Origin of the sequence: Microbacterium pasadenense (assembly GCF_047246565.1) — a bacterium.
Classification (GTDB): Bacteria; Actinomycetota; Actinomycetes; order Actinomycetales; family Microbacteriaceae; genus Microbacterium.
In genome coordinates, this window is record NZ_JBFOKN010000001.1 from 1,256,763 (window position 1) to 1,267,744 (window position 10,982).

Consider the following 10,982-nt stretch of genomic DNA (forward strand, 5'->3'; position numbering starts at 1 on the left):
CAGACAATAAGGTTGAAGCATGACCTATTCGGTCGCCGTCTCCGGCGCTTCCGGCTATGCGGGCGGCGAGATCCTCCGCCTCCTCGCTGCGCATCCCGACACCGAGATCCGCACCGTCACCGCGCACTCGAACGCGGGACAGCCGCTCATCGAGCACCAGCCGCACCTGCGGTCGCTCGCGCACCTCACGCTGCAGGACACGACTCCCGAGGTCCTCGCGGGTCACGACATCGTGTTCCTCGCCCTGCCGCACGGGCAGTCGGCGCAGTACACCGACGCACTCGGCGACACCCCGCTCGTGATCGACGCCGGCGCCGATCACCGGCTGACCTCGCCCGAGGCCTGGGGCGCGTTCTACGGCGGCGAGTTCTCGGCGCCGTGGGCGTACGGGGTGCCGGAGCTCCCCGTCGCGGGCGGGAAGCAGCGGCAGAACCTCATCGGTGCCTCGCGCATCGCCGCCCCCGGCTGCAACGCCTCGATCGTCTCGCTCAGTCTGGCGCCCGGCGTCGCCGCCGGCGTCATCGAGCCGAGCGACATCGTCACCGTGCTGGCGGTGGGTCCCTCCGGCGCGGGCAAGAGTCTCAAGCCCAACCTGCTCGCAAGCGAGGTCCTGGGGTCCGCGAACCCGTACGGCGTGGGCGGCGGCCACCGGCACATCCCCGAGATCCGCCAGGCGCTGCTCGCCGCTGCGGGGACGGATGCTCCGCCGGCGCACATCGGGATCTCGTTCACTCCGGTGCTCGTGCCGATGGCGCGCGGCATCCTCGCGACGTCCACCGCACCGATCGCGGCCGGTGTCAGCGACAGCCGGATCCGGGACGCGTGGGAGGCGGCCTACGGCGACGAGACGTTCGTGCAGCTGCTCCCGGAAGGGCAGTTCCCCCGGACGGCCGACGTCCTCGGCGCGAACACGGCACTGCTCGGCCTGGCGATCGACCGCAACGCGAACCGCGTCGTGGTCGTCGCGGCCGTCGACAACCTCGTCAAGGGCACCGCGGGTGCCGCCGTCCAATCGATGAACATCGCCCTCGGCCTCCCCGAGGCGACGGGCCTGAGTGTGAACGGAGTCGCACCGTGAGCGTGACGGCAGCGCAGGGATTCGAAGCCGCGGGCGTCGCCGTGGGGCTGAAGTCGACGGGCGCGAAGGACGTCGCCGTCGTCGTCAACCGCGGCCCGCGCAAGGTCGGTGCCGCCGTGTTCACGAGCAACCGGGCCAAGGCGAACCCGATCATCTGGTCCGAACAGGCCATCGCCGATGGCGTCGTCGAGGCGGTCGTGCTCAACTCCGGAGGCGCCAACTGCTTCACCGGTTCGTTCGGGTTCCAGACCACGCACCAGACCGCCGAGAAGGCGGCCGGCCTGCTCGGCGTGAGCGCGGGCGACGTCATCGTCTGCTCGACGGGTCTCATCGGCTCGGGCGACGAGGTGTTCCGCGGCAAGGTGCTCGACGGTGTCGAGCAGGGTGTCGCCGCCCTGTCCGCGGCCGGCGGCGAGGATGCGTCGCTCGCGATCATGACGACCGACTCGCGGCCCAAGCTCGCGGTCGTCAGCCGGGACGGCTGGACCGTCGGCGGCATGGCGAAGGGTGCCGGCATGCTCGCTCCGGGGCTCGCCACCATGCTCGTCGTCGTCACGACGGACGCCGAGATCGAGCCCGCGGAGGCGGACGCCGCGCTGCGGCGCGCGACACGGCTCACGTTCGACCGGCTCGACTCGGACGGGTGCATGTCGACGAACGACCAGGTCACGCTCCTCGCCAGCGGCGCGAGCGGGCTGCGTCCGGGCCTCGACGACTTCGCGCTCGCCCTGACCGAGGTCTGCCAGGATCTCGCCCAGCAGCTGCAGGCGGATGCCGAGGGCGCCAGCCACGACATCGTCATCCAGGTGGTCGGCGCCGCGTCGGAGGACGACGCCGTCACCGTCGGACGCTCCGTCGCCCGCAACAACCTCTTCAAGGCGGCGATCTTCGGCAACGATCCGAACTGGGGCCGGGTCCTCGCCGCCATCGGGACGACCCGGGCGGCGTTCGACCCGTACGACGTCGACGTCTCGTTCAACGGAGTGCGCGTGTGCACGGCCGGCGGCCCCGACCGGCCGCGCGAGGAGGTCGACCTGACGCCGCGTCGCACGGAGATCCTGATCGACCTCCGCGTCGGCGCGGCGACCGCGACGATCCTCACCAACGACCTGACGCACGACTACGTCCACGAGAACAGCGCCTACTCCTCATGACCGACATCCAGCAGACCACCCCCGAGGAGGCCGCCGAGAAGGCGGCCGTCCTCGTCGAATCGCTGCCGTGGCTGAAGCGGTTCCGCGACCAGATCATCGTCATCAAGTACGGCGGCAACGCCATGGTGAGCGAGGAGCTGCAGGCCGCTTTCGCAGAGGACATCGCGTACCTCCATCACGTCGGCGTGAAGCCCGTCGTGGTGCACGGCGGCGGCCCGCAGATCTCCGCGATGCTCGACCGGCTGTCCATTCCCAGCGAGTTCAAGGGCGGTTACCGCGTCACCAGCACCGAGGCCATCAGCGTCGTGCGCATGGTCCTGACCGGCCAGATCAACCCGCAGCTCGTGTCGCGGATCAACGCGCACGGCTCGTTCGCGACCGGGCTCTCGGGAGAGGACGCCGGCCTGTTCCGCGGCCGCCGCCGTGGCGTCGTCGTCGACGGCGCCGAGCACTCGCTCGGTCACGTGGGCGACGTGGTCGGGGTCGATCCTCAGGCGGTCCTCGATCACCTCGCGGCCGACCGCGTCCCGGTCATCTCATCCATCGCCCCCGACAGCGATGCCCCGGGGACGTCGCTGAACATCAACGCGGACGCCGCCGCCGCCGCTCTCGCGGTCGCCCTGAACGCCACCAAGCTCGTGATCCTCACCGACGTCGCGGGCCTGTACGCCGACTGGCCGAACCGCGATTCGCTGGTCTCGCACCTGACGGCGACGGACCTGCGCACCATCCTGCCGACGCTCGAGTCCGGCATGATCCCGAAGATGCAGGCGTGTCTGGATGCGGTCGACGGCGGGGTCGACTCGGCGGCGATCATCGACGGCCGGCAGCCTCACTCGGTGCTGGTGGAGATCTTCACGGAGCAGGGAATCGGAACGGAAGTGGTGTCGGGATGACGGCGGCGACGATGACGAGCTGGCAGGACGACGCCGCGCGCGACCTCGTCCTCAACGCGGGGGAGCGGTACGCACTGCTCACCCGCGGCGAGGGCTCCTATCTGTGGGACGACCAGGGGACCCGTTACCTCGACTTCCTCGGCGGGATCGCCGTCGTCTCGCTCGGCCACGCGCACCCGGTGTTCGTCGAGGCGGTGGCCGCGCAGGCCGCGACCCTCGGCCATGTCTCGAACTACTTCGCGACCCCGCCGCAGCTGGGCCTCGCCGCGCGGCTGAAGCGCCTGGCCGGTACCGGCGACGCCGGCCGCGTCTACTTCGGCAACTCCGGAGCCGAGGCGAACGAGGCCGCGTTCAAGCTCGCCCGTCTGCACGGCGGCAGCGATCGACCGCGGATCCTCGCGCTCAAGCAGGCGTTCCACGGACGCACCATGGGCACGCTCGCCCTCACCGGCAAGCCGGCGATGCAGGAGCCGTTCGCGCCGATGGTGCCGGGCGTCGAGTTCCTCGACACCACCGTCGACTCGCTCGAGGCGGCCATGGACGACCGGGTCGCGGCGCTGTTCGTCGAGCCCATCAAGGGCGAGGCAGGCGTCCTGGAGCTGCCGGCGGGGTACCTGAGGGCCGCGCGGGAGATCACCGCCCGCCACGGCGCCCTGCTCATCGTGGACGAGATCCAGACCGGCGCCGGACGCACCGGTGCCTGGTTCGCCTTCCAGCACGAGGGCATCACCCCCGATGCGATCACGGTCGCGAAGGGCATCGGAAACGGCATCCCGATCGGCGCCCTCATCACCTTCGGGGCGGCCAGCGATCTGTTCTACCCCGGCACGCACGGCTCCACGTTCGGCGGGAACCCGCTCGCCACCGCGGTCGCCTCGGCGGTGCTGGATGAGATCGAGCGTGCCGGCCTCGTCGAGGCCGCGACCGAGCGCGGCGCCCAGATCCGGGGCGCGGTCGCCGCGATCGGGTCGGGGCTCGTCGACGGATGCCGTGGCAAGGGCCTCCTGATCGGCATCGGCCTGCGGCATCCCGTCGCCGGCGCCGTCGTCGCGGCCGCCCAGGAGCACGGCCTCATCATCAACGCCGCGAACGACTCGACTGTCCGCGTGGCGCCCGCGCTCACGATCGGCGACGTCGAGATCGACCAGTTCCAGACCCTGTTCGCCAAGGCGCTGGCGACCGTCGAGAGCGCACTCCTGCTCGACGGTCCGAGTGCCGCCGACGAGACCCCGGAGGCATCCGCATGACCCGCCACCTGCTGCGCGACGACGACCTGACCGCTGCCGAGCAGACCGAGATCCTCGATCTCGCGCTCGAGCTCAAGAACGATCGGTGGCGCGAGAAGCCGCTCGCGGGCCCGCAGACCGTCGCGGTGATCTTCGACAAGTCGTCGACGCGGACCCGGGTGTCCTTCGCCGTCGGCATCGCCGACCTGGGCGGGTCACCGCTGATCATCTCGACCGCGAACAGCCAGCTCGGCGGCAAGGAGACGCCGTCCGACACCGCGCGGGTGCTCGAGCGCCAGGTCGCCGCCATCGTGTGGCGGACATACGCGCAGTCGGGTCTCGAGGAGATGGCCGAGGGCACGCGCGTCCCCGTCGTCAACGCCCTCAGCGACGACTTCCACCCCTGCCAGCTGCTCGCCGACCTGCTCACCATCCGCGAGCACAAGGGCGACCCGAGAGGACTGACGCTGACCTTCTACGGCGACGGCCGCTCCAACATGGGTCAGTCGTTCGTCCTCGCCGGCGTCACCGCCGGGATGCACATCCGCATCGCGGCGCCCGAGGGATACCAGCCCCGTCCGGACGTCCTCGCCGACGCGGAGCGCATCGCCGCGAGCACGGGCGGCTCGGTCGCCCTGATCGCCGATCCCGAGGCCGCCGCCGACGGTGCCGACGTCGTCGTGACCGACACGTGGGTCTCCATGGGCAAGGAAGAGGAGAAGATCCGGCGGGTCCAGGACCTCGGCTCGTACAAGGTGACGGACAGGATCATGGGGCTCGCGAAGACCGACGCGATCTTCCTGCACTGCCTGCCCGCCGACCGCGGCTACGAGGTCGATGCGGACGTCATCGACGGTCCGCAGAGCGTCATCTGGGATGAGGCGGAGAACCGGCTGCACGCGCAGAAGGCCCTGCTGGTGTGGCTGCTCCAGCAGCAGTGACCGCGGCGTGGCGGAGCTGGAACGGCTCCGCCCGCCTCGCGGGTGTCGATCTCGCCCGGGCACTCGCCGTGCTCGGCATGCTCGCCGCCCACCTGGTGGAGATCGACGAGCCCTTCCACATCGGCGACCCGCGAACGTGGATCGACGTCGTCAACGGTCGGTCCTCGATCCTCTTCGCGGTGCTCGCGGGAGTGTCGATCGCCCTGGTCACCGGTGGCGCGTTGCCCCGCCGCGGACCGGCGCTGGCCACCGCCCGCCGGCGCCTCGCGGTGCGGGCGGCGCTGCTGTGGGCCATCGGACTCGGGCTCATCCTCACCGGTGTCCCCGTGTACGTGATCCTGCCCGCGTACGCCATCCTCTTCCTGCTCGCGCTCCCGCTGGTGGCCCTGCCGCCCCGCGTGCTGTGGGGGGTCGCGGCATCCGTCATCGTCGTCGTCCCGTGGCTCCTGCCGCTCTGGGGTGCGTCGCCGGTGTGGGACGGCGTGTGGGGTGAGACGCTGTTCCTCCTCGTCGGCTGGGCGTATCCCTTCCCGCTGTGGATCGCGTTCGTCCTGGCGGGCATCGCGATCGGACGCGCCGACCTCCGCCGCGTCGATGTCCAGGTCTCGCTCCTGGCCGGCGGCGCGGTCGCCGTCGTCACGGCCGGGATGATCGACGTCGTGCTGGCCGGGTCGGGTGCCCTCGGCGGCGACGGCTACCTGCTGGCCGTGTGGAGCAGCGCGCCGCACTCGAGCGGCATCCTGGAAGCGCTCGGGTCGACCGGCTTCGCCGCCGCCGTCCTCGGCGCCTGCCTGCTGCTGTGCCGGACGCCCGCGACGTGGGCGGTGGCACCTCTCCGCGCGGTCGGGTCGATGCCGCTCACCGCGTATGTGGGACAGATCCTGGTGTGGGCGGTCGTCGCGGCGCTGACGATGGGCGACACCGGCGATCTCGGAGGCTTCCGCGAGATGCAGCCGTTCTGGTGGTTCGTGCTGGGCGCGGTGGTGTTCTGCACGGCGTGGGCCCTGCTGCGGGGGCAGGGGCCGATCGAGCGGATGCTCGCGGCGATCGCTCGGCGGGTGGTTCCGGAAAAGCGGTGGGATGCCGCGGATAGGGTGGACACGTGAGCGACAGCAAGAGCGAGGCAACCAATTCCGGCGCGCTGTGGGGTGGGCGGTTCGCATCCGGACCCTCGTCGGAGCTCGTGGCGCTGAGCCGATCGACCCACTTCGACTGGGCGCTCGCCGCATACGACATCGCCGGATCCCACGCCCATGCGCGTGCCCTCGCCGCCGCCGGCTATCTGACGGCCGACGAGGAGACGCGGATGCACGCCGGTCTCGATGCGCTCGCCGCCGCGGTGGCGGACGGCGCGCTCGTCGCGCAGGAGGGTGATGAGGACGTCCACGGCGCCCTCGAGAACGCCCTCATCGCGGAGGTGGGGCCGGAACTCGGCGGGAAGCTGCGGGCGGGACGCAGTCGCAATGACCAGATCGCGACCCTCGTCCGGATGTACCTGCTCGACCATGCTCGTGTCATCGCGCGCGATCTGCTCCGGGTCATCGACGCGATCGTCGCCCAGGCCGACGCGCACCCGGATGCGATCCTGCCGGGCCGCACCCACCTGCAGCACGCTCAGCCGATCCTGCTCGCCCACCACCTGCAGGCGCATGCGTGGCCGCTGGTGCGGGGCCTCGAGCGGCTGCGAGACTGGTCGGTGCGCGCGTCGGTCTCGCCCTACGGCGGGGGTGCGCTCGCCGGCTCGAGCCTCGGCCTCGACCCTCAGCTGATCGCCGATGAGCTCGGCCTGTCCCGGTCGGCGGAGAACTCCCTCGACGGAACGGCCGCACGCGACGTCGTGGCCGAGTTCGCGTTCATCTCGGCGATGATCGGCGTCGACATCTCGCGCTTCGCCGAGGACATCATCATCTGGAACACGCGCGAATTCTCCTTCGTGCGGCTGCACGACGGCTACTCGACCGGGTCGAGCATCATGCCGCAGAAGAAGAACCCCGACATCGCCGAGCTCGCCCGAGGCAAGGCGGGGCGCCTGATCGGCAACCTCACGGGTCTCCTCGCGACGCTCAAGGCGCTGCCGACGGCGTACAACCGCGACCTGCAGGAGGACAAGGAGCCCGTCTTCGATTCCGTCACGACGCTCGAAGTGGTGCTCCCCGCCTTCGCCGGGATGATCTCGACGCTCACCTTCGACACGGAGCGGATGGCCGCGTCGGCACCGGAGGGCTTCTCGCTGGCGACGGACGTCGCCGACTGGCTGGTGCGCCGCGGGGTGCCGTTCCGGGAGGCGCACGAGATCTCCGGCGCGATGGTCCAGGCGTGCGAGCAGCGCGGCATCCGTCTCGAAGACGCCGACGACGCGCTCCTGGCCGAGGTCTCGTCGCACCTCGACCCCGCCGTGCGGGACGTCCTGACGGTGGAGGGCTCCGTCGCCAGCCGGGACGGAGCCGGGGGGACGGCCCCGGTCCGGGTGGCCGAGCAGCGGATCGAGCTCGTGACGCGCACGCAGCAGCTCGCGCACGCACTGGGTCTCTGACGCTCCTCCTGGCGTCCGTTCTCTACTTATTTCTTCGACAAATCAGCCAATTGCTTATATCCTGACGATATGAGCATCGCCGTCACCGCGGACATCATCGGTTCGCGAGAACTCCCCGATCGCGAGGGCGCGCAGCGTCGCATCGACGAGGTCGTCGCGCGTGTCCAGGCCGACGGGCCGCCGGCCGAGCGTCCGCTCACGCCGACGGTCGGGGACGAGCTGCAGGGGGTCTATCCCGACCTCCCCTCGGCGCTCGCCGCGATCCTCCTCATCCGCCTCGCGCTGCCCGACGGGGTCGACCTCCGCTTCGGCGTCGGAGCGGGGACGATGGGCGCGGTCGCCTCGGCATCCGGCGACATCGCGGAGGGGCCGGCATGGTGGGCGGCGAGGGACGCCATCGACACCCTGCACGCGAAGCAGGTGCGCTCGATGCCACGGGTGAGGACGTGGATCGCCGCCGCCGACGGGGCGACGGCGGACGCGGCATCCGTCGCTCTCGCGAACGCCTACGCATGGACACGGGACGAGCTCGTGAGCGGGATGTCGGAGCGGACGCGGCGTCTCGTCTACGGCCGATGCGTGGGTCGGACTCAGGCGGAGCTGGCCGAGGCCGAGGGGATCACGCAGTCAGCCGTCTCGCAGGCGCTGACCGCAGCCGGCGCGGCGGCCGTCGTCGAGGGGTTCCGCATCCTCCAGCGGCCGACGTGACGCCCGCTCACCAGATCGCGAGGCGCACCAGGGCGCCCGCCACGCACGCCCAGACCAGACTGGCGAACGTGCCGATGATGAACCGCTCGCGCGCCTCCGCTTCCGCCAGTTCGGAGAAGCGGCCGATGCCCTTGATGGCGACGACGACGGCGATCGCCTCGGGATAGCCGGCGATGATCGCGACGGCGACCGCCAGTCTCTCGAGGTAGCCGATGGTGGTCCCGCCGCGCAGCAGCGGCTCCAGGCCGTCCGCATCGGCCTTCGGACGCGAAGAGGCGATGAGGATGCCGCCGTCCGGCGTCTCGCGCACGCGCCCGCCGGTGGCCAGCTCGAGGACCAGGCGGGTGGCGGGGTTGCCGCCGAGCACCGCGACGGCGATCCCCACCATCGCGATGGCGATTCCCCACAGCGCAGGCACGTCGACCGGCGAGATCGCGGCGAGGATGGTCGCGAGGACGAGGAGCGTTCCGGCGATCGACATCATCGGGACTGCCGGCTTCCGCAGACTCACGACCGTCAGGACGAGACAGGCGCAGAGAGTCGCGAACAGGAAGATCGAGAGCATCGCGACCACGAGCGGCCCGGCCGGTGACACGTCCATGGCGGTCAGTCTCGCATGCCCCGCCGACGGCGCCCGGACCTGCGCGTGCGAGGGGACGATGAGCCGAGGCGAGGATGAGCGCGCTGATAGCCTGGAAGGCGTGTCTGAACCCGTCATGAGCACCGAAGTGAAAGCTCTCACACCCGCCAACGACCCCGCGTTCGAGAACGTCTGGGATGAGATCGTCTGGCGCGGCCTGGTGCACGTGTCCACGGATGCGGAGGCGCTCCGCGCGCTGCTGTCCGGGGGGCCGATCACCTACTACTGCGGATTCGATCCGACGGCAGCCTCGCTGCACCTCGGGCACCTCGTGCAGCTGCTGACGCTGCGCCGGCTGCAGCTCGCCGGGCACAAGCCACTCGGGCTCGTCGGCGGATCGACGGGCCTCATCGGCGATCCGCGACCGACGGCGGAACGCACGCTGAACTCCCGCGAGACGGTCGCGGAGTGGGTGGACCGGCTGCGCGGCCAGATCGAGCGGTACCTCAGCTTCGAGGGCGACAACGCCGCACGCATGGTCAACAACCTCGACTGGACCGCGCCGCTGTCGGCGATCGACTTCCTGCGTGAGATCGGCAAGCACTACCGCGTCGGGACGATGCTCAAGAAGGATGCCGTCTCGGCCCGCCTCAACTCGGATGCCGGCATCAGCTACACCGAGTTCAGCTACCAGATCCTGCAGGGGCTCGATTTCCTCGAGCTGTACCGGCAGTACGGCTGCGTCCTGCAGACGGGCGGGTCGGATCAGTGGGGGAACCTGACGAGCGGGACGGACCTGATCCACCGCGTCGAGGGTGAGAGCGTCCACGCGATCGGCACACCGCTGATCACGAACAGCGACGGAACGAAGTTCGGCAAGAGCGAGGGCAACGCCATCTGGATCGACGGCGAGCTGACCAGCCCGTTCGCGTTCTACCAGTTCTGGCTGTCGACGGCGGACGCCGATGTGGTCGAACGCCTCAAGGTGTTCACGTTCCTGACCCGCGCGGAGATCGAGGAGTACGCCGCGCTCGTCGAGACCGAGCCGTTCCGGCGCGCGGCCCAGAAGCGCCTGGCGCTCGAGGTGTCGACGCTCGTCCACGGCGACGAGGCGACCGCCGCCGTGATCGCGGCCACCGAGGCCCTGTTCGGACAGGGCGATCTGACGACCCTGGACGCCGGAACCCTCCGCTCGGCGCTGGCGGAGCTTCCGAACGTCCGTGCGGAGAACCCGGTGCCGGTGGCTCAGGCTCTCGTCGACACGGGACTCGTCGGCAGTCTGAGCGAGGCGCGTCGTGCGATCGCCCAGGGGGGCGTCTCGGTGGACGGGCTCAAAGTCACCGAGGACGGGCACCTGATCACGGGTTCGCTGCCCGGGGGAGTGTCGGTTCTGCGTCGCGGGAAGAAGACCCTGGCCGGGGTGTTCGTCGGCTGAGGCCGATCACGCTCGAACGCCGCCGGATCCGCGAGATCCGGCGGCGTTCGCCGTTCTGCGGCGGGCCCGAACCGAGCCCAGCCGGCGCGACACGCCCGGGGTGCAAGCAGGATTTGCCCGACCCCCGGTCTCCGCGTAACTTATTACTTGTTCGCCCCACAGGGAAGAGCGAAGGGCCGGAAGGCCTCGCCCCCCTCAAGCGGAGAACCACCTCCATCCCAAACCTCTCGTAGAGAGAACACGACCACATGGTCTAGGATGGGAACTCCACCTCGCAGACCGCGGTCATCGAGTGCTGAAGATCTGAAGATCCGAGCGCGTCGATTCGACAGACGGAACGAGATGGATCAAATCGAGAAGTTGCCCCACAGTGAAGCCCGGGAGGGTGGAGGTGGGAGCATCCGATCCTTGAGAACTCAACAGCGTGCACT

At 70.5% G+C, this 10,982-nt stretch carries 10 protein-coding genes; 9 read left to right on the plus strand and 1 reads right to left on the minus strand.

Going from position 1 to position 10,982, the window contains the following annotated elements:
• The first annotated feature begins 19 nt into the window (after positions 1-19).
• The 8 genes from argC to AB3M83_RS06105 all read left to right on the plus strand — a co-directional run bounded on the left by argC (position 20) and on the right by AB3M83_RS06105 (position 8,536).
• Positions 20-1,078 (plus strand): N-acetyl-gamma-glutamyl-phosphate reductase, encoded by a 1,059-nt coding sequence (gene argC / locus AB3M83_RS06070; protein ID WP_412945930.1) that lies wholly within the window; start codon positions 20-22, stop codon positions 1,076-1,078.
• The gene (gene argJ / locus AB3M83_RS06075; protein ID WP_412945932.1) at positions 1,075-2,232 is read left to right on the plus strand and encodes a bifunctional glutamate N-acetyltransferase/amino-acid acetyltransferase ArgJ; all 1,158 of its coding nucleotides are present in this window, start codon (positions 1,075-1,077) and stop codon (positions 2,230-2,232) included. The genes argC and argJ overlap by 4 nt, the downstream gene beginning before the upstream one ends.
• Positions 2,229-3,128 carry an acetylglutamate kinase gene (gene argB, locus AB3M83_RS06080; RefSeq protein WP_412945933.1) on the plus strand — a complete coding sequence of 300 codons (900 nt, stop codon included), beginning with the start codon at positions 2,229-2,231 and terminating at the stop codon, positions 3,126-3,128. Before argJ ends, argB begins: the two co-directional genes overlap by 4 nt.
• Positions 3,125-4,375 carry an acetylornithine transaminase gene (locus AB3M83_RS06085; RefSeq protein ID WP_412945934.1) on the plus strand — a complete coding sequence of 417 codons (1,251 nt, stop codon included), beginning with the start codon at positions 3,125-3,127 and terminating at the stop codon, positions 4,373-4,375. The genes argB and AB3M83_RS06085 overlap by 4 nt, the downstream gene beginning before the upstream one ends.
• Positions 4,372-5,295 carry an ornithine carbamoyltransferase gene (gene argF / locus AB3M83_RS06090; protein ID WP_412945936.1) on the plus strand — a complete coding sequence of 308 codons (924 nt, stop codon included), beginning with the start codon at positions 4,372-4,374 and terminating at the stop codon, positions 5,293-5,295. The genes AB3M83_RS06085 and argF overlap by 4 nt, the downstream gene beginning before the upstream one ends.
• A complete protein-coding gene (locus AB3M83_RS06095) occupies positions 5,274-6,401 on the plus strand; it encodes a DUF418 domain-containing protein (RefSeq protein ID WP_412945938.1) in 1,128 nt (375 codons plus the stop codon). The genes argF and AB3M83_RS06095 overlap by 22 nt, the downstream gene beginning before the upstream one ends.
• Positions 6,398-7,828, plus strand: a complete 1,431-nt coding sequence (gene argH, locus AB3M83_RS06100; protein ID WP_412945940.1) for an argininosuccinate lyase — start codon at positions 6,398-6,400, stop codon at positions 7,826-7,828. The genes AB3M83_RS06095 and argH overlap by 4 nt, the downstream gene beginning before the upstream one ends.
• A 69-nt stretch (positions 7,829-7,897) precedes the next feature.
• Complete coding sequence (locus AB3M83_RS06105) at positions 7,898-8,536, plus strand: SatD family protein (protein ID WP_412945942.1); 639 nt, start codon at positions 7,898-7,900, stop codon at positions 8,534-8,536.
• 7 nt (positions 8,537-8,543) lie between these two features.
• On the opposite strand, the gene AB3M83_RS06110 is transcribed toward AB3M83_RS06105, so the two are convergent.
• Positions 8,544-9,137, minus strand: a complete 594-nt coding sequence (locus AB3M83_RS06110; RefSeq protein ID WP_412945944.1) for a hypothetical protein — start codon at positions 9,135-9,137, stop codon at positions 8,544-8,546.
• A gap of 115 nt (positions 9,138-9,252) precedes the next feature.
• On the opposite strand from AB3M83_RS06110, the gene tyrS reads away from it, so the two are divergent.
• The gene (gene tyrS, locus AB3M83_RS06115; protein WP_412945990.1) at positions 9,253-10,551 is read left to right on the plus strand and encodes a tyrosine--tRNA ligase; all 1,299 of its coding nucleotides are present in this window, start codon (positions 9,253-9,255) and stop codon (positions 10,549-10,551) included.
• The last annotated feature ends 431 nt before the right edge of the window (positions 10,552-10,982 follow it).

Bases quoted from the DNA above. Each gene is read 5' to 3' on its own strand.
- argF (WP_412945936.1), top strand. From the start codon at position 4,372: ATGACCCGCCACCTGCTGCGCGACGACGACCTGACCGCTGCCGAGCAG.
- argC (WP_412945930.1), top strand. From the start codon at position 20: ATGACCTATTCGGTCGCCGTCTCCGGCGCTTCCGGCTATGCGGGCGGC.
- AB3M83_RS06110 (WP_412945944.1), bottom strand. From the start codon at position 9,137: ATGGACGTGTCACCGGCCGGGCCGCTCGTGGTCGCGATGCTCTCGATC.
- argB (WP_412945933.1), top strand. From the start codon at position 2,229: ATGACCGACATCCAGCAGACCACCCCCGAGGAGGCCGCCGAGAAGGCG.
- AB3M83_RS06085 (WP_412945934.1), top strand. From the start codon at position 3,125: ATGACGGCGGCGACGATGACGAGCTGGCAGGACGACGCCGCGCGCGAC.
- AB3M83_RS06105 (WP_412945942.1), top strand. From the start codon at position 7,898: ATGAGCATCGCCGTCACCGCGGACATCATCGGTTCGCGAGAACTCCCC.
- tyrS (WP_412945990.1), top strand. From the start codon at position 9,253: ATGAGCACCGAAGTGAAAGCTCTCACACCCGCCAACGACCCCGCGTTC.